At 52.5% G+C, this 23,132-nt stretch carries 18 protein-coding genes; 15 read left to right on the top strand and 3 right to left on the bottom strand.

The features are described 5' to 3' along the window. Window positions 1-357: 357 nt before the first annotated feature. The 9 genes from J1778_RS24755 to deoD all read left to right on the top strand — a co-directional run bounded on the left by J1778_RS24755 (window position 358) and on the right by deoD (window position 11,601). The gene (locus tag J1778_RS24755; RefSeq protein ID WP_217174706.1) at window positions 358-2,913 is read left to right on the top strand and encodes a PKD domain-containing protein; all 2,556 of its coding nucleotides are present in this window, start codon (window positions 358-360) and stop codon (window positions 2,911-2,913) included. Window positions 2,914-3,350: 437 nt separating this feature from the next. Then, a complete protein-coding gene (gene osmY, locus J1778_RS20345; protein ID WP_217174705.1) occupies window positions 3,351-3,941 on the top strand; it encodes a molecular chaperone OsmY in 591 nt (196 codons plus the stop codon). A 317-nt stretch (window positions 3,942-4,258) separates the two neighbouring features. Further along, complete coding sequence (locus J1778_RS20340) at window positions 4,259-4,420, top strand: DUF1328 domain-containing protein (protein ID WP_013577105.1); 162 nt, start codon at window positions 4,259-4,261, stop codon at window positions 4,418-4,420. Between the two features lie 224 nt (window positions 4,421-4,644). Further along, window positions 4,645-5,874, top strand: a complete 1,230-nt coding sequence (locus J1778_RS20335; RefSeq protein WP_217174704.1) for a patatin-like phospholipase family protein — start codon at window positions 4,645-4,647, stop codon at window positions 5,872-5,874. After that, window positions 5,871-6,656 carry a TatD family hydrolase gene (locus J1778_RS20330; RefSeq protein WP_217174703.1) on the top strand — a complete coding sequence of 262 codons (786 nt, stop codon included), beginning with the start codon at window positions 5,871-5,873 and terminating at the stop codon, window positions 6,654-6,656. Before J1778_RS20335 ends, J1778_RS20330 begins: the two co-directional genes overlap by 4 nt. A gap of 555 nt (window positions 6,657-7,211) precedes the next feature. After that, window positions 7,212-7,991: a deoxyribose-phosphate aldolase gene (gene deoC / locus J1778_RS20325; RefSeq protein ID WP_217174702.1), complete on the top strand. Its 780-nt coding sequence runs from the start codon at window positions 7,212-7,214 to the stop codon at window positions 7,989-7,991. 90 nt (window positions 7,992-8,081) lie between these two features. Next, window positions 8,082-9,410, top strand: a complete 1,329-nt coding sequence (deoA, locus tag J1778_RS20320) for a thymidine phosphorylase (protein ID WP_217174701.1) — start codon at window positions 8,082-8,084, stop codon at window positions 9,408-9,410. Window positions 9,411-9,497: 87 nt separating this feature from the next. Further along, window positions 9,498-10,721 carry a phosphopentomutase gene (gene deoB / locus J1778_RS20315; RefSeq protein ID WP_217174700.1) on the top strand — a complete coding sequence of 408 codons (1,224 nt, stop codon included), beginning with the start codon at window positions 9,498-9,500 and terminating at the stop codon, window positions 10,719-10,721. A 160-nt stretch (window positions 10,722-10,881) separates the two neighbouring features. After that, entirely contained in the window at window positions 10,882-11,601 is a 720-nt protein-coding gene (gene deoD, locus J1778_RS20310) for a purine-nucleoside phosphorylase (protein WP_013577098.1), read from the top strand. A gap of 68 nt (window positions 11,602-11,669) precedes the next feature. Here the strand turns inward: deoD and J1778_RS20305 are convergent, their stop codons facing one another. Beyond that, window positions 11,670-12,458 (bottom strand): YtjB family periplasmic protein, encoded by a 789-nt coding sequence (locus J1778_RS20305; protein WP_217174699.1) that lies wholly within the window; start codon window positions 12,456-12,458, stop codon window positions 11,670-11,672. 147 nt (window positions 12,459-12,605) lie between these two features. Between J1778_RS20305 and serB the strand changes: the two genes are divergently transcribed. The 5 genes from serB to J1778_RS20280 all read left to right on the top strand — a co-directional run bounded on the left by serB (window position 12,606) and on the right by J1778_RS20280 (window position 19,147). Beyond that, window positions 12,606-13,574: a phosphoserine phosphatase gene (gene serB / locus J1778_RS20300; protein ID WP_217174698.1), complete on the top strand. Its 969-nt coding sequence runs from the start codon at window positions 12,606-12,608 to the stop codon at window positions 13,572-13,574. A 28-nt stretch (window positions 13,575-13,602) separates the two neighbouring features. Next, window positions 13,603-14,985, top strand: coding sequence for a DNA repair protein RadA (radA, locus tag J1778_RS20295; protein WP_217174697.1), 1,383 nt, complete (start codon window positions 13,603-13,605; stop codon window positions 14,983-14,985). 101 nt (window positions 14,986-15,086) lie between these two features. After that, complete coding sequence (nadR, locus tag J1778_RS20290; RefSeq protein ID WP_217174696.1) at window positions 15,087-16,346, top strand: multifunctional transcriptional regulator/nicotinamide-nucleotide adenylyltransferase/ribosylnicotinamide kinase NadR; 1,260 nt, start codon at window positions 15,087-15,089, stop codon at window positions 16,344-16,346. A 345-nt stretch (window positions 16,347-16,691) separates the two neighbouring features. Beyond that, window positions 16,692-18,272, top strand: coding sequence for a DUF3300 domain-containing protein (locus J1778_RS20285; protein ID WP_217174695.1), 1,581 nt, complete (start codon window positions 16,692-16,694; stop codon window positions 18,270-18,272). A gap of 17 nt (window positions 18,273-18,289) precedes the next feature. Beyond that, the gene (locus tag J1778_RS20280) at window positions 18,290-19,147 is read left to right on the top strand and encodes a DUF2950 domain-containing protein (RefSeq protein WP_217174694.1); all 858 of its coding nucleotides are present in this window, start codon (window positions 18,290-18,292) and stop codon (window positions 19,145-19,147) included. A gap of 66 nt (window positions 19,148-19,213) precedes the next feature. Here J1778_RS20280 and J1778_RS20275 read toward each other — a convergent pair whose 3' ends face one another. Further along, entirely contained in the window at window positions 19,214-20,215 is a 1,002-nt protein-coding gene (locus tag J1778_RS20275; protein WP_217174693.1) for a zinc-binding alcohol dehydrogenase family protein, read from the bottom strand. Window positions 20,216-20,314: 99 nt separating this feature from the next. On the opposite strand from J1778_RS20275, the gene J1778_RS20270 reads away from it, so the two are divergent. Then, the gene (locus tag J1778_RS20270; RefSeq protein WP_217174692.1) at window positions 20,315-21,223 is read left to right on the top strand and encodes a LysR family transcriptional regulator; all 909 of its coding nucleotides are present in this window, start codon (window positions 20,315-20,317) and stop codon (window positions 21,221-21,223) included. A gap of 65 nt (window positions 21,224-21,288) precedes the next feature. Here J1778_RS20270 and ettA read toward each other — a convergent pair whose 3' ends face one another. Then, the gene (gene ettA, locus J1778_RS20265) at window positions 21,289-22,956 is read right to left on the bottom strand and encodes an energy-dependent translational throttle protein EttA (RefSeq protein ID WP_217174691.1); all 1,668 of its coding nucleotides are present in this window, start codon (window positions 22,954-22,956) and stop codon (window positions 21,289-21,291) included. Window positions 22,957-23,132 lie beyond the last annotated feature (176 nt).

Here is a 23,132-nt window from a genome sequence, read left to right as displayed (position 1 = left end):
TCTTTATTCATAAATTATATATTAATTTATGTCGTTAATTAGGTTTATTTATTACCTTGCTGAATACTTAATGAGAAATAACATTCCTTAGTTATTAAATAATCTTAATTGTAATTGTTAGTCGGGTATTTAGTTTTAGATGGGTTTCTTTCTGAATAAATGTGTCATCATATGTGGGTCACAAGTTACTCCATGTTTATTTAATATGTATCACTATAAATACATGCTTCGAATTTATGGATTAATAACAAAATTCTCAATTACCCATAGTTTAAAATAGGTTTTCTCGCGAAACATATATGTATTCTATGAATATCCCGCCGTGGTAATGATATATATATATAAGGAATGTAAGTTATGAAAATGAATAAAATCACACAGATGCTGTGTATTGCCGGTCTGACGATGGCTTCAGCCAGCGCCTTTGCGCTTGAAGCGTGGAACGGACAGGAAGGCGGCGACACTTATGAAGTTATCTTCGACGGCAGTGTTTACTCCAATGCGTGGTGGGTCGGTGCAACCAATTGCCCGGGCACGGCAGAACAAGATGAGGGTGCCAACCCGTGGCGTAAAGTTCGCGCCGCATCTGCAACTGAAATGAGCCAATACGGTAACCCGACCGTTTGTGAAATCGCCGGTGACGGTACCCAGAATAATTATGTTAATTATGACAGCAGCCGCGATTATTTAGCCGGTGATATTGTTCTGGCAAATGGCATGACGTACAAAACGTCTAAAGCAACGCCTGCACACAGTTTCGCACCAGCAGAAAATAATCCGTGGGTAGCCTATGCACCGACGCCGGTCTGGAGCACCAGCACAACCTATAATCAGGGTGATAAAGTTCAGAAAGACGGAGTGATGTATGAAGCTCTGTTCTATACCGTTAATAATGATCCGTCTCTGGCAATCAATCAAAACCCTGAAGGAAATAACGGCCATCCGTGGAAACCGTTAGGTGCAGTACAAACTTATTCTCAGGATCAAATTGATAACGCGCCAACGTTGGATATCAATACATTATATCCTGCTAATTCCCTGGTGAAATATAACGGCAAGAATTATCAGTCTTCTGTAATTGTTCAGAAAGTGAAACCAGACGATGTTACACCATGGGCTGTTTATATGGACTGGAGCGGCACCAAAGAGCGTGTGGGTACGCCGAAGAATCCATGGCCTGCTCAGTTCTATGCGCCATATGTCGATTTCACTTTAAATATGCAACCTGACCTGGTGGGTCTGGCGAAAAACCAGAACGTTAACCACTTCACCATGGCCTTTATGGTAGCGAAAGATGCTAACACCTGTGTACCGACATGGGGCACTGCTTATAGCGTCACTAACTACGCGCAATACAGCAAAATCAAAGCATTGCGTGAAGCAGGCGGCGATATCATGGTATCGATTGGCGGCGCGAACAATGCCCCTCTGGCTGCTGCCTGTAATAACGTGAATGATCTGGCACAGCATTACTACGATATCGTCGATAACCTGAATCTGCAGGTGCTTGATTTCGATATCGAAGGGAACTGGCTGGCGGATAAAGAGTCTGTTCAGCGTCGTAATGCTGCTGTCAAACTGGTGCAGGATCGTTGGGCTGCCGAAGGCCGTCACATTGGCATCTGGTATACCTTACCTGTGCTGCCAACCGGTCTGACCCATGAAGGGATGGAAGTGTTGCAGGATGCCAAAGAACAGGGCGTGGTGCTCACCGGCGTAAACGTGATGGCAATGGACTACGGCAACGTTCAATGCCAGTCAGCCAACACTGAAGGCCAGAATATCCACGGTAAATGTGCGACTTCGGCTATCGACAATCTGTTTACTCAGGTGAAAGGTTTATACCCTGAGAAAAGCGCGGCGCAGGTTTATGCCATGTTGGGGACGACCCCGATGATTGGCTATAACGATGTGCAAGGCGAGGTGTTCTATCTCTCCGATGCCCGCCTCGTTTACCAGCAGGCGAAAGATTACGGACTGGGTATGATTGGCGCGTGGTCTATGGCGCGCGATCAGCCAGGCGTTTCAGGTCAGGTCTCCGCAGAACACAGTGGTATGACGCCGGAACAGGCTCCGCTTTATGCGTACAGCCAAATCTTTGCGCCAATCACCAGCGGTTCAGCCGCGCCGGTTGCTACCAATACGCCACCGGTCGCGAATGCCGGTATGGCTCAGCAGGTTAACGGCACCGGCGTGATCACACTGGACGGTTCTGCCAGCACCGATATAGACGGCGACAGCCTGACTTATCAGTGGAAACAAGTTTCCGGCCCGGCAGTGACGCTGCAAAACAGCAACTCTGCCAAAGCGACATTCAGCGTGGCGCAACCGGTGACCAATGCGGTGTATACCTTCTCTCTGACCGTGAGTGACAGCGAAGGCAGCACCACTGCGCAAACCAGCGTGAATGTGATTGATGCATCTCAACCTGTCGCACCGTCGGTTACTCTTGAATCCACGTACACCGTGACTTCTGGTGAATCCCTGACGCTGACAGCAAAAGTGACCGATCCGGATACGCAGGCTGCTGATTTGCATTATCAGTGGACTAATCCGGCCGGATTGCCAGTCGCACCGTCTCAGGGTGACGCGACTAATACTGAAGTGATCACTGCACCAGACGTGACGGTTGATACCCGCTTCACTGTTGACGTAACTGTTACTGATAACACCGGTTTAACGGATACCGCGACCACCACCGTTGTGGTAAAAGCCAAAGCGGCGGCGGCAGGTTACGACTATGTTTACCCGCAAAGCAGTGAGAAATACGTGGCAGGTACCAAGGTATTAGGCAGTGATGGCAGCATTTATCAGTGCAAACCTTTCCCATACTCTGGCTGGTGTGGTCAGGCGGCGTGGGCTTATGCGCCAGCCACCGGCACTAACTGGCAGGATGCGTGGGACAAGCAGTAATTTAAAACTGAAGTCTCATCGTTAATGCCTGGTTTTTAACGCTGTAATTTCAAATGGCTCCTTTTAAAGGAGCCATTTTTTTTATCAGAGGCGGGTTGGCCTCCAGATATTTCTTATCACTATGCCGATATTTTGCGCAGATCCGGGTGAAAACCTTCGGACTTGTCTGCATTAGAGTCCCTATTCGACGATCTTCCTACACATTTGATCATTCTTGACTATATTAAATGTGTGTTCAGGAAATGGTGGCTTAAAGCACTACTTTAAAGTCACTCAACAGAGAGTTATATCGCTAGGCAATTAAAAGCCAGAATAAAACGATATCCTCTGCTACAAGGATAGTAAAAACAGCAGCAATACAAATTGTTAGAAGGCGTCACCAAGAATGTGACGTACAGAGCCGAAATCAAGGCTTATAAACCGAAAGGAAGAAATCGATGAAAAACTCTAAATTTGCCTATTCCATGATGGCCGTAGTACTGGGTACCGCACTGATGAGCGGTAGCGCTCTGGCTGCAACGACTACTGATAGCGCAGGTGCAAAAATCGATAGTTCCATGAAGAAAGTTGATAACTACATGGGCGACAGCGCCATCACAGCGAAAGTTAAAAGTGCACTGGTGGATGATAAAGCCATCAAAAGCAGCGACATCTCCGTAACCACCAATTCTGGTGTGGTCACGCTGAGCGGCTTCGTTGCCTCACAGGCTGAAGCTGAGCAGGCTGTTGCTGCAGCAACTAAAGTTGAAGGCGTTAAATCTGTCAGCGACAAACTGCACACCAAAGACAGCAAAGACCAGAGCGTGAAAGGCTATGCCGGCGACAGCGCAACGACAGCGTCTGTAAAAGCAAAACTGCTGGCCGATGACATCGTCCCATCACGTAATGTCAAAGTTGAAACCACCGACGGCGTAGTTCAGCTTTCAGGTGCAGTGAAAGATCAGGCACAGTCTGACCGTGCTGAAAGCGTTGCGAAAACCGTTGATGGCGTGAAAAGCGTCAAAAATGACCTGAAAGTCGCACCGTAACGATATTCTGCTCTACCTGTAGTACCAGGCGCCTTCTCACGGGCGGGCGCCTCATCTTTTGAATAACGCATAACAATATTTGTGTTGCCCGCTGAGTATTCGGGACGGATAAGATTTGCCTGATTTCGGAAAAAATATCGTGTCAGAAGCTCTAACACTTTAATTTTTCGACTACCTTTATTAAGTAAGAAGTTTTGTTCCCGGCATACGGTCGGGAGATAAAGTGTCAAAAGGCAGATGTTTAACAGTGAGTCCGGCCCGAAGCGGGGCACCACCTTTTAAACTGGCAAAGTGAAAATAGGGTAAAGGAGAAGCTTATGTTTCGTTGGGGCATTATTTTTCTAATCATCGCGTTGATCGCGGCGGCTCTCGGTTTCGGTGGTTTGGCGGGTACAGCTGCCTGGGCTGCAAAAATCGTCTTCGTAGTCGGTATCATTCTGTTCCTGGTCAGCCTGTTTACCGGTCGTAAACGACTCTGACCGCATCAATGATTTGATGCCAAAAAGCGTTAATGAATGACATCGCCCCCTTCTCTGAAGGGGGCGATTCTTTTATGGGGGCAATCTGGCCGTTAACAGGACGTAACGATTTTATCGACAAAATTTGGCAAGAATTTCACGTAAATCAGTCAGACAAGGTATGCTCAGAAATGAAGGCCACTGAGCAAGGCCATGTTTGATGCCGATTTTGTGAGGATAGCCCGTTGGGATACAGAATACCTGTCACGCTGGGGAACATAGAACCACTGGCGTATAAACCGTATACACCGGGCAAAATAGCACTGGTGTGCGAAGGCGGCGGACAGCGGGGTATTTTTACTGCCGGTGTACTGGATGAGTTTCAGCGCGCGCGCTTTAATCCCTTTGATTTATATCTGGGCACGTCTGCCGGCGCACAAAATCTCTCTGCTTTTGTCTGCGGGCAACCCGGTTATGCCAGAAGAGTCATCACCCGCTATACCACCAGCCCCGACTTTTTCAATCCTCTGCGTTTCGTGCGTGGCGGGCACCTTATCGATCTCGACTGGCTGGTGGAACAAACTGCCAAAAACATGCCGCTGGCAATGGAAACCGCTGAAAAGCTGTTGATTGACGGCCGTGAATTTCTGATGTGTGCCTGCCGAAGTGATGATTACGCGGCCAATTATTTCTCGCCGACGCGGGAAAACTGGCTGCCGGTGATCAAAGCTTCCAGCGCTATTCCGGGCTTTTACCGCATGGGCGTCGATCTCGATGGCGTGAGTTATCAGGACGGCGGCATCAGCGATGCTATCCCGGTTGAAGAAGCCTGGCGCCGTGGCGCAGATACTATTGTGGTGATCCGCACCGTTCCCTCGGCGATGTTCTATACACCGCAATGGATGAAACGCATGGAACAATGGCTGAGCGAAAGCAGTCTGCAACAGCTGGTGCGTATGATGCAGCATCATGAAGAAAGCTATCACCGCATCCAGCAGTTCATCGAGAATCCGCCGGACGATGTGCGTATTTTCGAAATCTTCCCGCCGAAACCTCTGGCCAGTCACGCGCTGGGCAGTCGTCTGCCCGCTTTAAATCAGGATTACCATCTGGGCCGTCGATGCGGGCGTTATTTCCTGTCGGCAGCAGCACACTGGTTGCTTCCGCGTGAAAATGAACGGCCTTATCCGCACATTGAACCGCGTGTGACTCGTCACCCTCAGCGGATTGTGGTACCGCAGGATGAGCCTGAAAACGTTATTCCGCTGGCCGCCACAGCCAGCACGGTGGAGCAAATCATTTTGGATCCCGCCGTGCTGACGGATATGGTCGCCGACGGCGGCGTTGTACGCCCGGCCGCCTTTAAAGACAACATGGTTCATGACCCGCAACCGAAACGCGCGGCGTCTGAAATGCCACCGGTAGAAAACGGTTCATCAGAAACCTATCCCGCCAGTGAGGGTGATAAGTTGTGAGTTATACCTTCGTCGATACGCACTGTCATTTCGATTTCCCGCCTTTTACCGGTGCGGAAGCTGAAAGTCTGCGTCTCGCCGGAGAAGCGGGCGTCCGGCAGATTATCGTTCCGTCGGTCACGTCAGATCGTTTTCGCGGCATTCTTTCACTGGCAAAAACATTTCCGCAGTTGCACGCCGCGCTGGGTTTGCATCCTCTTTATATTGCCGAACATCAGGACAGCTGCCTGGAATTACTGGATTCGTTGCTGAGTCAACGGGATCCGCATCTGGTGGCGGTCGGGGAAATCGGGTTGGATTTATTCATGGAAGCGCCGCGATTTGAGCAACAACAACGGCTGCTGAAAGCGCAGTTCGCAATGGCAAAGCGTGAAATGCTGCCGGTTATTCTGCATTCACGGCGCAGTCACGATCAGCTGGCGGCAATGTTACGGCAGGCTAAATTGCCTGCTACCGGTGTGGTACATGGCTTTGCGGGCAGTCTTTCGCAGGCGCAGGCGTTTATCAAACTGGGTTTTGCGATAGGCGTGGGCGGCACCATCAGTTATGAACGCGCGCAGAAAACCCGTCAGGTGATGGCGCAATTACCACTGTCTTCTTTGCTTCTGGAAACTGATGCGCCGGATATGCCGTTGCAGGGTTTTCAGGGACAGCCTAATCGTCCGGAGCGTGCCGCGAACGTGTTCGGGATATTGTGCAGTCTGCGCAGCGAAACCCCCGAACAGATTGCCGCCACCTTGCTCGACAACACTCGTCGTATCTTCAATTTATCTGCTCTGTAATCCCTTTCTTCCTTATTTTGTGATTTAAATAACATTCAAATTTTCCTTTCATGCTTTCCTGTTAAAGGATTTGCTCCGGCCATGCGATTTATGTTCTCTTTGAAATGTTATTATTATAACATTGCTCGTAAGATCGCCGGTCGCCGGTCGGCGATCGCTGTATATCCGTGCGCACTCCGTTTGTCATGAATCGGGTATACACTCTTATCTGGGCCAAATACTGAGCATAACGCCAGTGAAGTGTGATTTAGGTCTCATTTCATTAAGCAACGTTGCAAACGGTTTTCATTTTGTGTGAAATACTGCACACAGGAACCAGATGTGACGTGTTCAAATAGTCACAACGAATTGGCGTCAGCCAATCAAAGCGCGGTGAGAAGGATCTCAGTTGCCGCGTAAGCCATGACACGCCGCTTACGCACGCTATCTTCAAGGAACCAAGTCCGCTCGCCAACCGTGCAGAATTCATTTCCGGTCGATTTACGCCGGAACGAATTCATGACTGTATGCTCAGTTCTGGCCGGTCGCTGGAATTGAAAATTGTTGGAGAGTTATATGACCGATTTAACCGCCGCAGCGCAACGTGCGCTGAACCTGATGGATTTAACCACCCTGAACGAAGACGACACCGATGCAAAAGTGATCGCGCTTTGTCACCAGGCGAAAAGCCCGGCAGGTAACACCGCTGCTGTCTGTATTTATCCTCGTTTTATTCCTGTTGCCCGCAAAACTCTGCGCGAGCAAGGTACGCCGGATATCCGCATTGCGACCGTGACTAACTTCCCGCACGGTAATGACGATCTGGATTTTGCACTGGCAGAAACCCGCGCGGCAATCGCTTACGGTGCCGACGAAGTTGACGTCGTATTCCCGTACCGTGCACTGATGGCCGGTAACGAGCAGATCGGTTTTGAGATGGTCAAACAGTGCAAAGAAGCCTGTGCAGCCGCCAACGTCCTGCTGAAAGTGATCATCGAAACCGGCGAACTCAAGCAAGATTCTCTGATCCGCAAAGCCTCCGAAATCGCCATTAAAGCGGGTGCTGACTTCATCAAAACCTCTACCGGTAAAGTGCCTGAAAACGCCACTTTGCACAGCGCTGAGCTGATGATGAGCGTGATTGCTGAAATGGGCGTGGGCAAAACCGTCGGTTTCAAACCGGCCGGTGGCGTGAAAACCGCTGAAGATGCCGCGCAATATCTGGCACTGGCTGATCGCCTGCTGGGTCGTGAATGGGCTGACGCACGTCACTTCCGTTTCGGCGCATCAAGCCTGCTGGCAAGCTTGCTGACCACATTGGGTCACGCTGGCCAGAAAGCCACCAGCAGCTACTAATCACTGTTGTTATGCCGGTACTGTGGCGCTGTTTTACAGCGTCCGGTACTGGCGTTCACATTTAGCGTTCAGCTCAGGCAGGGGGATACCTTGTTTCTCGCACAAGAAATTATTCGTAAAAAACGTGACGGTCAGCCTTTAAGCGACGAAGAAATTCGTTTCTTCATTAATGGTATTCGCGACAGCCAGGTTTCTGAAGGACAAATTGCCGCACTGGCAATGACTATCTATTTCAACGACATGACCATGAAAGAACGTGTTTCGCTGACCATGGCGATGCGTGATTCAGGGACCGTGCTCGACTGGAAAAGCCTTAACCTGAACGGCCCGATTGTCGACAAACATTCGACCGGCGGTGTAGGTGATGTGACCTCCCTGATGCTGGGCCCGATGGTGGCAGCATGCGGCGGTTATGTCCCGATGATTTCAGGCCGTGGTCTCGGTCATACCGGCGGTACGCTGGATAAACTCGAAGCCATTCCGGGCTTTGATATTTTCCCGGATGACAGCCGTTTTCGCAGCATCATTCAGGACGTCGGCGTGGCAATTATCGGCCAGACCAGTTCGCTGGCACCGGCAGATAAACGCTTCTACGCGACCCGCGATATCACCGCCACCGTCGATTCTATTCCGTTGATCACGGCGTCGATCCTCGCGAAGAAACTGGCCGAAGGTCTGGATGCACTGGTGATGGACGTTAAAGTCGGTTCAGGCGCGTTTATGCCAACTTATCAGCTGTCCGAAGATCTGGCGCAGGCGATCGTCGACGTGGCGAATGGCGCGGGTTGTAAAACCACGGCGCTGCTGACTGACATGAATCAGGTGCTGGCATCCAGTGCCGGTAATGCGGTGGAAGTGCGTGAAGCCGTGCGTTTCCTGACCGGCGAATACCGTAATCCGCGTCTGCTGGAAGTCACGATGGCGCTGTGCGTTGAAATGCTGCTGTCCGGCGGACTGGCGAAAGATGACGCCGACGCCCGCAGTCAACTGCAGGCAGTGCTGGATAACGGCAAAGCGGCGGAAGTCTTTGGCCGTATGATTGCCGCGCAAAAAGGCCCGACCGATTTCATCGAAAATTACGACAATTATCTGCAACAGGCCACGCTGAGCAAACCGGTTTACGCCGAAACGAACGGCATTGTCAGCGCGATGGATACCCGCGCGCTGGGGATGGTGGTGGTTTCACTGGGTGGCGGTCGCCGCCGTGCCAGCGATCCTATTGACTACAGCGTCGGTCTGACCCACATGGCGCAACTCGGCCAGCAAGTGGATACCCGTCAGCCTCTGGCGATGATCCACGCGAACAGTGAAGCGGCCTGGCAACAGGCGGCGCAGGAAGTGCGGGCGGCCATTGTCCTGAGTGACAAAGCGCCGGAAAGCACGCCGGTGGTTTATCGCCGGATCAGCGGCAAAGCTTGATTTCAGGCTATATCGCCCCCATTTAAGAATGATCAGGTACGCGCAGTTCCGCGTGACCCAATGCGTAACCATTCGCAGGAGAGCAAAATGAAACGTACATTTATCATGGTGTTAGACTCATTCGGTATCGGTGCCAGTGAAGATGCCGAGCGCTTTGGCGATGCCGGTTCTGATACATTGGGCCATATCGCGGCTGCCTGTGCGCGTGGCGATGCAGACAAAGGCCGTAAAGGTCCTCTGAATCTGCCGAACCTGACCCGTCTGGGGCTGGCGAAAGCCGCTGAAGAATCCACCGGTAAAATTCCTGACGGCATGGACGGTAATTCTGAAATTACCGGCGCGTATGCTTACGCCAGCGAATTGTCTTCCGGTAAAGACACCCCGTCAGGCCACTGGGAAATCGCCGGTGTGCCTGTTCTTTTCGACTGGGGTTATTTCAGTGATACCACCAACAGCTTCCCGCAGGAACTGCTGGACAAACTGGTTGAGCGCGCCAATCTGCCGGGTTATCTCGGCAACTGCCACTCTTCCGGTACCGTGGTACTCGACGATTTGGGCGAAGAGCACATGAAAACCGGCAAGCCGATTTTCTATACCTCCGCTGACTCGGTCTTCCAGATTGCCTGTCACGAAGAAACCTTCGGACTGGATCGCCTGTACGAATTGTGCGAGATCGCCCGTGAAGAACTGACTGAAGGTGGCTACAACATTGGCCGCGTCATTGCCCGTCCGTTCATCGGCGACAAAGCGGGTCATTTCGAACGTACCGGTAACCGTCACGATTTAGCGGTTGAACCACCTGCACCGACCATCCTGAAAAAACTGGTTGATGAGAAGAACGGCCACGTTGTGTCTGTCGGTAAAATCGCGGATATCTACGCGCAGGTCGGTATCACTAAAAAAGTGAAAGCCACTGGTCTGGATGCGTTGTTTGACGCGACCATCAAAGAGATGAAAGAAGCGGGTGACAAGACCATCGTCTTCACCAACTTTGTTGATTTCGACTCCTCTTACGGCCACCGCCGTGATGTGCCGGGCTACGCTGCGGCGCTGGAGTTGTTCGACCGCCGTATGCCGGAACTGCTGGAGCTGGTGAAAGAAGACGACATCATTATCTTTACCGCTGACCACGGTTGCGATCCTACCTGGCGCGGCACAGATCATACCCGTGAGCACATCCCGGTTCTGATCTATGGCCCGAAAGTAAAACCGGGCTCATTGGGTCACCGCGAAACCTTCGCGGACATCGGTCAGACCGTCGCAAAATACTTCGATCTGACTCCAATGGATTACGGCAAATCAATGCTATAAACCCTGCGTCTTTCAAGTTGTAGCGTTGTTGGCTTCGCGCCTTCACCCCAGTCACTTAGTTGTCTAAGCTCCTGGGGATTCACGCGCTTGCCGCCTGGCTACCACTCGAAATCCATTGGGTTTACTTCGTTAATTTTTATACCAATTTTAGGAAAAGATAATGGCAACTCCACACATTAATGCTGAAATGGGCGACTTCGCTGACGTAGTGCTGATGCCTGGCGATCCGCTTCGCGCCAAGCACATCGCGGAAACTTTCCTTCAGGACGTGAAACAGGTGAACGACGTGCGTGGCATGTTGGGCTTCACCGGCACCTATAAAGGCCGCAAAATTTCCGTTATGGGTCACGGCATGGGCATTCCTTCCTGCTCAATTTATGCCAAAGAATTGATCACTGAATTCGGCGTGAAGAAAATCATCCGCGTGGGTTCTTGTGGTGCTGTGCGTGCTGATATCAAACTGCGTGATATCGTGATCGGTATGGGTGCCTGCACCGATTCCAAAGTGAACCGCATGCGCTTTAAAGACCACGATTACGCGGCTATCGCCGATTACGACATGGTGCGTAACGCCGCTGATGCAGCGAAAGCCAAAGGCATTAATGCCCGCGTGGGTAACATCTTCTCCGCTGATCTGTTCTACACGCCAGACCCGCAAATGTTCGACGTGATGGAAAAATACGGCATTCTGGGTGTGGAAATGGAAGCCGCCGGTATCTACGGCGTGGCAGCAGAATTCGGTGCAAAAGCGCTGACCATCTGTACCGTTTCCGACCATATCCGTACCCACGAGCAAACCACTGCCGCTGAACGTCAGACGACCTTCAACGACATGATCGAAATCGCACTCGAATCCGTTCTGCTGGGCGACAAAGAATAAATCCTGCCTATATTGCAGAAACTAAAACGGGCGCCGAATGGCGCCCGTTTTGCTATGCATAGCCTGAATCACTTCGGCCTGCTGCGTTTCAGGCTGCGGTAAGCGGCTTGCGCGGCTTCTTTAGTTTGCGCTTCAGTGGCGGGTTTTGCCGGTGCGACTTCAGATTCCGGTTCAGGAATGTTCAGCACCGGCGGCGGGCCGAACTCGTCCGGTTCTTCTTCCTGTTCGTCATCTTCCTTGAGCGGTTTGCTGGCGGTCAGCAGGAACGGTGATTGTTGCCAGCGTGAACGGCGGCCTTGCAACAGCGTACGGGCCAGAATAATACCCACACCCAGGGCTGCGAGCATCATCAGACGCAACAGGTTGGTGGTGTTATCCACCTGCTTGGATTCAGTCGCCAGTACGTGCGTATCCAGCGTGATACGTAAAAATCCGCTCGGACCGTTCTTATCTTCAATTGGCACTACAATCTGATGATTGAAGTAGCTGCCTGCGCGTTTACCATCAAGCGATAATCTGTCGCGCACCGGCACCTGTTCGCCGGCATGGGCGACCAGAGAGCCATCCGACTCATAAACGCTGGCATCAAGAATGCGGCTTCCGTCGGTAAGCTGACTCAAAATAGTGGAAATTTGTGCGATATCGGCGCCATCATTAGTGCTGTCCATCAGCGGCGCGAGGGAAAACGCCACCTGTTTGGCGAGCGTCTGGGCAAGCTGTTCCACCTGCGTCGAACGCGCCAGTTGGTGTCCAAGACTGAAATAGGATGCGCCTTGCATCAGAATGACTAATAACGCCAGGCTAATCAATACGATAGCAGCGCGGTGCAGGCGAAATTTAAGTTTGGCCTTGGCCATTCTGTTTCCTTGCGTTTTTCGAAGACTTTATGTTGCCAGATGCTGTGGCGATAAGGTAGCTTGATGCCTGTTTTTATCGACGTTGCCTCTGCCTTTTCAGCCATTTTATTAATAATCGTTTTAACCAAACAATCTACCGGAGCCATCATGCCAAACAGTCTGACCTATTGCGATCTTCCTGCGGAGATCCACCAATGGCCGGGACTTCCCCTTTCATTGAGCGGTGACGAGGTCATGCCGCTGGATTACCGGGCCGGACATACCGGATGGCTGCTCTATGGTAGAAAACTCGATAAAACGAGCATTACGCAGTTCCAGCGCCGGTTAGGTCGTGCTCTGGTGATTGTCAGCGCCTGGGCGGTGGAAGGTTATCAGGTTGTGCGCCTTGCCGGTTCGCTCACCGCTGATGCGCAACAGCTGGCTGAATCTTTCGAATTTGATGTTACCCAGCTTGGCAAAGTGCCTTATCTGCGCACGCCAGGTCTGCTGGTGATGGACATGGATTCTACCGCGATTGAGATTGAATGCATCGACGAAATTGCCAAACTGGCAGGCGTCGGTGAACAGGTGGCGGAAGTGACCGAGCGTGCGATGCGTGGTGAGCTGGATTTCTCCGCCAGTCTGCGCCAGCGCGTTGCGACTCTGAAAGATGCCGACGCGGGTATTCTTGAGCAGGTGCGCGAAACCCTGCCGCTGATGCCGGGTTTGACGGTTATGGTGAAACGCCTGCAGGAGGCGGGCTGGCATGTGGCTATCGCGTCAGGCGGTTTTACCTACTACGCCGAATACCTGCGCGATCAGCTGAATCTGATTGATGTCGCGGCGAACGAGCTGGAAATTCGCGACGGCAAACTGACCGGACGTGTGATTGGCCCGATCGTCGACGCGCAATATAAAGCAGATACCTTGCTGAAGCTGGCGGAAAAACTGGGGATTTCTCAGGAACAAACCATCGCGATTGGCGACGGCGCCAATGACCTGAAAATGATGGCGGTGGCCGGTCTGGGCATTGCGTATCACGCCAAGCCGAAAGTGTATGAACAGGCTTCAGTATGTATCCGGCATGCCGATTTGCTTGGGGTGTTGTGTATTTTTAGCGGCAGCCAGGCATTATAAATTTCTTTTAAATATCATCGAGGTAGTTGTGGCAAAAGCAGCAAAACGTGCATTTGTGTGTAATGAATGTGGCGCAGATTATCCGCGCTGGCAAGGGCAGTGTAGTGCCTGTCAGGCCTGGAACAGCATTACTGAAATCCGTTTAGCGGCTTCCCCGACTGTGGCGCGTAACGAGCGTCTGACCGGTTACGCCGGTGATGCAGGCGTCAGTCGCGTGCAGAAACTTTCCGATATCAGCCTTGATGAACTTCCGCGTTTCAGCACCGGTTTCAAAGAGTTTGATCGCGTGCTGGGCGGCGGCGTGGTGCCCGGCAGCGCAATCCTGATTGGTGGTAACCCCGGTGCAGGTAAAAGTACGCTGCTGCTGCAAATTCTGTGTCATCTCAGCGAAAACATGAAAACCCTGTACGTCACCGGCGAAGAATCTTTGCAGCAGGTGGCGATGCGTGCGCACCGCCTGGGTTTACCGACAGCCAATATGAATATGTTGTCGGAAACCAGCATCGAACAGATTTGCGAAATTGCGGATATTGAAAAGCCAAAACTGATGGTGATCGACTCCATTCAGGTGATGCACATGGCAGATATCCAGTCATCACCGGGTACGGTTGCACAGGTGCGTGAAACGGCGGCGTATCTCACCCGTTTCGCCAAAACGCGCGGCGTGGCGATCGTGATGGTCGGTCATGTGACCAAAGACGGTTCACTGGCCGGGCCGAAAGTGCTTGAGCACTGTATCGACTGTTCCGTGCTGCTCGACGGTGATGCGGATTCGCGCTTCCGTACGCTGCGCAGCCATAAAAACCGTTTTGGTGCGGTGAATGAGCTGGGCGTGTTTGCCATGACCGAGCAGGGGCTGCGCGAAGTCAGCAACCCTTCAGCCATTTTCCTCAGCCGTGGCGATGAGATTACTTCCGGCAGTTCCGTGATGGTGTTGTGGGAAGGAACGCGTCCGTTGCTGGTTGAGGTTCAGGCGCTGGTCGATCAGTCGATGATGGGCAATCCGCGCCGTGTGGCGGTCGGCCTTGAACAGAACCGTCTGGCCATTTTGCTGGCGGTCTTGCATCGCCACGGCGGTTTGCAGATGGCGGATCAGGATGTGTTCGTCAACGTCGTTGGCGGTGTGAAAGTCACCGAAACCAGTGCGGATCTGGCGCTGCTGCTCTCGCTTGTCTCCAGCCTGCGCGACCGTCCGTTGCCACAGGATTTAGTGGTCTTCGGTGAAGTCGGACTGGCCGGTGAAATCCGTCCGGTACCGAGCGGTCAGGAACGTATTACCGAAGCGGCGAAGCACGGCTTCAGACGCGCCATTGTGCCGCATGCCAATGTGCCGAAGAAAGTCCCTGCAGGTATGCAGGTGTTTGGCGTCAAAAAACTGGCCGATGCGCTGGCGATCCTCGATGATTTGTAACTGTTCTCGACTGTAGCTTTTCTCCTCTGTAAACAGGGGCTGTCTTTGTGCTATTTTTTGTTTAGCTATTTTGTTTAGTACAGCAAACCTGGGGACAAGGCATGTCACAGTTCGACTATCTAAAAACCGCGATTAAACAACAGGGACGCACGCTGCAGCAGGTGGCTGAGGCCAGCGGGATGACCAAGGGTTATCTCAGTCAGTTGTTGAATGCAAAGATAAAAAGTCCCAGCGCTCAGAAGCTGGAGGCTTTGCACCGCTTCCTTGATCTTGAGTTTCCCCGTCGTGAAAAGAATATCGGCGTGGTGTTCGGCAAGTTTTATCCGCTGCACACCGGCCATATCTATCTGATCCAGCGCGCCTGCAGTCAGGTGGATGAACTGCATATCATCATGGGTTATGACGAGCCGCGCGATCGCGAGCTGTTTGAAAACAGTTCCATGTCCCAGCAGCCGACGGTCAGCGATCGTCTGCGCTGGTTACTGCAGACATTCAAATACCAGAAAAACATCCGTATTCATGCCTTTAACGAAGAAGGAATGGAACCCTATCCGCATGGCTGGGATGTCTGGGGACGTGGCATTAAGGAGTTCATGAGCCAGAAAGGCATTGAACCCAATACCATTTATTCCAGCGAAGAGGCTGATGCGCCGCAATACCGCGAACATCTCGGTATTGAGACTGTACTGATCGACCCGAAACGTTCGTTTATGAATATCAGCGGTCGTCAGATCCGTCAGGATCCGTTCCGTTACTGGGATTATATTCCGACTGAAGTGAAGCCTTTCTTCGTGCGAACCGTGGCGATCCTCGGCGGAGAATCCAGCGGGAAATCGACGCTGGTGAATAAGCTCGCTAACATTTTTAATACCACCAGCGCCTGGGAATATGGCCGCGATTATGTGTTCTCGCACCTGGGCGGCGACGAAATGGCGCTGCAATATTCTGACTATGACAAGATCGCGCTGGGGCAGGCACAGTATATTGATTTCGCGGTGAAATATGCCAATAAAGTGGCGTTTATAGATACCGATTTTCTGACCACTCAGGCCTTCTGTAAAAAATACGAGGGGCGTGAACATCCGTTCGTGCAGGCGCTGATGGACGAATACAAATTCGATCTGGTGATCCTGCTGGAAAACAACACGCCGTGGGTGGCCGATGGCCTGCGCAGTTTAGGCAGCACTACCGACCGCATGTCTTTCCAGAATTTGCTCATCGAGATGCTGAAAGAAAACAACGTGGATTACGTACACGTTGAGTCCTCAGATTACGATCAGCGTTTTCTTGAATGCGTGGAACTGGTGCAGAACATGCTGGCTGCCGATACCAGTCGGTTAAATGAGCGTCCGGTTCCCTGACCTGGCATAAATCAAAAGCGTGTATTCTCCGGGATACGCGCTTTTTTATTATCATTCATGCAATGAATTATAAATCCATAATACATTTTATATAATTATTAATGAATTCATCTGATTATCTGCCCGCGCAATTTTATTAATTCATTTTGTAACGCCTTAAAATAAAATTCTCTTTTTATTCAAAGCATTGAGTGAGGCGCATTTTTTAGGGATTTTATTACGCATTTTATGTGTAAATAGCTGACCTGAAATAAAAATACAGTGGCGGCCGTTGAGTTTTATTTCTCCGATTATACTCATTCATTATGCCTCTCATTCCCGCTGAGGCTTTCTAAGGTGATCCGAATGAATTTATCATTCAAGCCCTGGGGTATCGCAGTATTGTGCGGCGTGGGGGCATTTGCTCTGGCCAGCGTGATGTTTATGCAAGGCTGGCTTCCGGTCAGCAGTCAGGCCGAAACCACGGCGCAGACTGCCCCGTTGGCTGCACCCGCGCCTCCGCCAGCAGCTCCTGTTCCTGCGCCCGTTGCCCCTCCGGCATTTACACAAGCTCAGCTCGATCAATGGGTCGCGCCAGTCGCACTTTATCCTGACAGCCTGCTTTCGCAGGTGCTGATGGCATCGACTTATCCGACTAACGTGATTCAGGCTGTGCAATGGTCGCGTGACCATCCGCAAAGTCAGGGGGATGCCGCAGTCACTCAGGTCGCGAGCGAACCCTGGGATCCGAGCGTTAAATCGCTGGTCGCTTTCCCGCAACTGCTGGCGCTGATGGGCGAAGATCCGGCATGGGTACAGAATCTGGGGAACGCGTTTCTGGCGCAACCTGATGACGTGATGAACACGGTGCAGAAATTTCGCGAAGTGGCGCAAAAGAGCGGGGCGCTGAAAAGCACACCTCAGCAAACGGTGACCGTCAAACCGAAACCGGCTTCAACTACAGTGGTGAAAAGTGCTCCGCAGCAAACCATTGTGATTGAATCCGCAGATCCGCAAGTAGTGTATGTGCCGAGCTACAACCCGAATGTGGTCTACGGTGCGTGGCCGACGCCGGCCTATCCGCCGGTATATCTGCCACCGCCTCCGGGGCAGCAGTTCGTGAACGGCGTGGCCTCGGGGATCGGATTTGGTGTCGGCGTGGCCGCGACGTATGCCATTTTCGGCAGCATCGACTGGGATGACGACGATCACCATCACGATGACCATCATGACGATCACCACGACGACGGACATCATGGCGGTTCGCAGAATAATTACGTTAATGTGAACGTCAATAATTACAACCGTATCTCCGGCAACAATAACAACGGGCTGAATCATCCGGGCGCAGCGAATACCGCAGGCTGGCAGCATAATCCGGCCTACAACGCCGGTTTGCCAAACCGCGGTGCGAACCTCAACGGGGCGACGCAAAACCGTGCACTCAATAACGCGGCGCAGCGTAACAACTATCGTGGTTACGATAACAACACGCGCGGCTTCAGCAACAATAATGCCGTCGGACGCAACGGTGGCGGTGTGCAGAATCAGAATCTGGACCAGCGCCGTCAGCAGGCGGCATCGGTGATGAATCAGCATCAGAACACCCCGCAGGCGCATACACAGCAGCGGAACCTGCCGCGTTCAGCACCAGCAGCCAGTGCCGCAGAACGTGCCGGTCCCCACAATGTCACGGGGCATCAGTTGCCTCAGCATCAGCAGTCGTTGTCTCAGCACAATACGAACCGCCAGCCGTCGCAGCAATTGAATCAGCATCAGCGGCAGAATCTGAATGCATCACACAGCACAGCATTCAGTGGCAATTCCAGTCGTAGTCCGTCGTGGCAACAGCAGCAATCGCGGGGTAATCAGAGCCGGGAGCATATGCAGAACTTCCAGCGGTCACGCCCTGCCAATGCAGAGCCAGCTCATTTACACCGTCGCTAGACTGACGAGGAAAGGTAATGAAGAGATTGCGTAATATTTTGATTTCCGCAGGCCTGCTGTTACTGCCCTTAACGGGTTTCGCGCAGCAGACATTTACCAGCCCTGAGCTGGCCGCGCAGGCGCTGGTCAAAGCCATTGAGGCACACGATGATGCGTCACTTGAACAACTTCTCGGTAATGACTGGCAAGTCTATCTGCCGCCAAAGGGTGTGGATCCGGATGAGGTTGCCCGCTTTCTGCGGGACTGGAATATCAGTCACAAGATTGCCGAACAAGGTGATATTGCTCACCTGAATGTCGGTCCGGAGAACTGGCAGTTGCCGATCCCGATGAAACACACGGCGCAGGGCTGGTCATTTGATATGGCCGCCGGTGCTGCTGAAATTGAAACCCGTACGATTGGTCGCAATGAGCTTTCTGCCATTCAGGTGGTGTCAGCGTATGCGGATACCCAGCACGAGTATCAGCAGATTACCGGGCAATATGCCCAGCGCTTTGCCAGCACTGAAGGACAACACGATGGCCTTTACTGGCCGGTGAAAGAGGGCGAAGCGCCAAGTCCGCTGGGGCCAGCCTTTGGTGATGCGAAGGCGGGGTCTGATTATCACGGCTATTACTATCGCATTCTGACGTCGCAGGGTGCGAATGCCAGCGGCGGTGCCTTGAGTTATATCGAAAATGGCAAGATGACCAAAGGTTTTGCGCTGATCGCCTGGCCGGCGGCGTACGGTCATACCGGTGTCACCAGTTTTATGATCAATCAGCAGGGCGAGGTGTATCAGCAGGATTTAGGCGAGAATACTGATGCAGCGGCAAAAGCGATCACGACATTTGACCCCGATACTCAATGGCAGAAAGTGGACGACGGCGAATAGCCGGAATATATGAATGAAATAGCCCCGGCATGAAAGTGACGGGGCTTTTTTTAGGCGACAGCGTATTTAGAAAGCGACGACGACTTTGCCCTGCATATGGCCGTCGAGCACTTTGGCGTGTGCCGCTTCGATGCTTTCCACGGTAAGGCCATGAAGGGTTTCGCTCAGTGTAGTTTGTACTTTGCCTTCATCTACCAGCGCGGCGACTTGTTTGAGGATCTCGCCCTGTTCGGCAATATCCGGCGTGGTGAACATGCTGCGGGTATACATCAGTTCCCAGTGCAGTGCGGCGCTTTTCAGCTTCAGCTTGTTCATGTCCAGCGGATGTTCGTTTTCAACGATGGTACAGATGTGGCCCATCGGTGCAATCAGGTCAGAAATGGCTTCCCAGTGGCCGTCGGTGTCGTTCAGACACAGAATAAAATCTACCTGTTTGATATCGTGCTTCGCCAGTTCACCTTTCAGATCTTTGTAATTCACGGTCAGATCCGCACCGCGATCCAGACACCATTGTGCTGATTCCGGACGGGAAGCCGTTGCGATCACTTTCACTTTGCTGCGCAGTGAGGCAAACGGGATCGCCAGTGATCCGACGCCACCGGCACCGCCGATGATCAGCAGGGTTTTATCCTCAGAAGCGTCCTGAATTTTCAGATGCTCGAACAGCGCTTCCCAGGCAGTCAGCGTGGTCAGAGGCATGGCGGCGGCTTGCGCCCAGTCCAGGTTTTTCGGTTTGACGGATACAATACGTGAGTCGATCAGCTGTTCCGTCGCATTGCTGCCGGAACGGGTGATATCCCCTGCGTACCAGACTTCATCACCTGCTTTGAAATTTTTCACCGCGCTGCCGACGGATTTCACGATACCGCTGGCATCCCAGCCCAGCACTTTAGGTGCATCCAGCCCGCTTTTCTGCACGCCTTTGTGCACCTTGGTATCGACCGGATTGATCGACACCGCTTTTACTTCCACAAGCAGGTCGTAATCTTTCGCGACGGGCTGGGGTAATTCAACAGCGATAAAGTGTGCCGGATCTTTCGGGTTTACTGCGATTGCTTTAACTGACATATCAATTCCTCCAGTGGGTATACAGACAGTCTAGTCCTCATGACGGAAGCTGATAAGATGGACAATAACTAACAAAGTGTTCGGCTGAGGTGAACAATCATGTTTAAACAATTGCAGGATATGGCGCTCTTTGCGCTGGTGGCGGAATGCGGCAGCTTCACCCAGGCCGCCACTCGTGCCGGATTACCTAAATCCAGCGTCAGTCAGCGTATCAGTCAGCTGGAAAAATCCCTCGGTCTGCGTTTGCTGAACCGCACGACGCGGCAGCTGAATCTGACGTTTGCCGGAGAACGCTATCTGATCCACTGTCAGGAAATGATGCAGGCCAGCGAACGGGCGGAACTGGCCATCCGCCGTCTGCGTGATAATCCGAGCGGACGGTTGCGCATCACCAGTCCCGCCGGTCTGGGGGCAACACTGCTGGCGCGGGTGAATGTGGAGTTTCAGAAACGCTATCCCGACGTGTCGCTGGAAGTGTCAGTTTCCGACGCGATGGTGGATCTGGTGCAGGAAGGATTTGATATCGCGCTGCGTACCGGTAAACCGCAGGATTCCTCGCTGATTGGTCGTGAGCTGGGGCACAGTCCGCGCTATCTGCTGGCGTCACCGGCGTATCTGGCGCAGCATCCGGCGATTGAAACGCCACAACAGCTGGCGTCGCATCACTGCATTGCACACCGGGCCTGGTCGGAATGGGTGCTGCATCATGGCGAAATTTATCACCGCTGGCTGCTGCCTTCCGCGCATACCACCGATAATTTGCTGTATGCGCGGGAATGCGCGCTGGCAGGCGCGGGCATCACGCTGTTACCGGCCTTTTTATGCCATGACGAAGTGGCAAAAGGCACACTGGTGCGCGTATTGCCGGAATGGGAAGCCGAGGGCAATGATCTGTATCTGGTCTATCCGGGGCGGAAACTGAATTCGCCGGCGCTGGCCTGTTTCATTGAGTTTATGCTGGAGGAATATGGTTTTGCGAAGAGCTACAGCGAGGCGCTGGCGGGATAGATTTCAGTGAATGACGGGATGAAAAAAAGGCCCGTTTCCGGGCCTTAGCAGTTTTATAAAGACGATTACTTGATCATCTTTTTGTACTTGATGCGCTTCGGCTCTAACGCTTCGGCACCTAAAGTACGTTTTTTGTATTCTTCGTATTCGGTAAAGTTACCTTCGAAGAATTCGACTTTGCCTTCATCCTGATAATCGAGGATGTGGGTCGCAATACGGTCGAGGAACCAGCGGTCATGGGAAATGACCATTGCGCAGCCCGGGAACTCCAGCAAGGCGTTTTCCAGTGCGCGCAGGGTCTCGATGTCGAGGTCGTTGGTCGGTTCATCGAGCAGCAACATGTTACCGCCAACCTGCAGCAGTTTTGCCAGATGCAGACGGCCACGCTCACCACCGGACAATTCACCCACGCGTTTGCCCTGATCAACACCTTTGAAGTTGAAGCGGCCGACATAAGCACGGCTTGGCATTTCAGTGGTGCCGATGCGCATGATGTCCTGACCACCGGACACTTCTTCCCACACGGTTTTGCTGTTATCCATTGAATCACGGAACTGATCCACAGACGCCAGTTTCACGGTGTCGCCCAGCTCGATAGTGCCGCTGTTAGCTTCTTCCTGACCCGACATCATGCGGAACAGGGTAGATTTACCGGCACCGTTCGGGCCGATAATGCCGACGATCGCGCCTTTCGGCACGGAGAAGGACAGGTCGTCGATCAGAACGCGATCACCGTAAGACTTGCTCAGGTTTTTCACTTCGACAACTTTGTCGCCCAGGCGTGGACCTGGTGGAATGAACAGTTCGTTGGTTTCGTTACGTTTCTGATATTCGGTGTTATTCAGCTCTTCGAAGCGTGCCAGACGGGCCTTGCCTTTAGACTGACGGCCTTTAGCGCCCTGACGAACCCACTCCAGCTCTTTCTCAATAGACTTACGACGGGCCGCTTCAGAAGAAGCTTCCTGCGCCAGACGTTCATCTTTTTGTTCCAGCCAGGTGGAGTAGTTGCCTTCCCACGGAATACCTTCACCGCGGTCAAGCTCAAGGATCCAACCGGCAACGTTATCGAGGAAGTAACGGTCATGGGTAATCGCCACAACGGTACCTTCGAAGTCGTGCAGGAAGCGTTCCAGCCATGCCACGGATTCAGCATCCAGGTGGTTGGTCGGTTCGTCGAGCAGCAGCATGTCTGGTTTTTCGAGCAGCAGGCGGCAAAGTGCCACACGGCGGCGTTCACCACCGGACAGCGTTGCGACTTTGGCATCCCAGTCTGGCAGACGCAGTGCATCAGCAGCACGTTCCAGCTGGCTGTTCAGGTTATGGCCATCGTGCGCCTGAATGATCTCTTCCAGTCTGCCCTGTTCAGCGGCCAGTTTGTCGAAATCAGCTTCCGGCTCAGCATACAGCGCATAGACTTCATCAAGACGTTTTAACGCGCCCACGACTTCAGAAACCGCTTCTTCCACGGACTCACGCACGGTGTGTTCCATGTTGAGCTGAGGTTCCTGCGGCAGATAACCGATTTTCAGATCAGGCTGCGGACGTGCCTCACCTTCAATGTCGGTATCGATACCGGCCATGATGCGCAGCAGGGTGGATTTACCTGAACCGTTCAGACCCAGTACGCCGATTTTGGCACCAGGGAAGAAACTCAGGGAGATGTTCTTAAGAATATGACGCTTCGGCGGAACAACTTTGCCGAGGCGATGCATGGAATATACGTATTGAGCCACGTTGTTTTGAGCCTCTTTCTGCGGGCCGCGCGCTGTCTGCGAAGGGCAGGCGCTGCGGCATATTAAAGCAGCCCCGCCTGATTGCGGCATGACTGATAAGGGTTCCGACTGCGAAGTTTAGCGTGTTTCAGTCGTGTACCCAACCATCAGGTTCACAGTAAGGCAAGAATGTTGCT

Origin of the sequence: Rahnella bonaserana (assembly GCF_019049675.1) — a bacterium.
GTDB lineage: Bacteria > Pseudomonadota > Gammaproteobacteria > Enterobacterales > Enterobacteriaceae > Rahnella > Rahnella bonaserana.
Note: the sequence above shows the minus strand (reverse complement) of the source record. Positions and strands in the feature narration are given on the sequence as shown.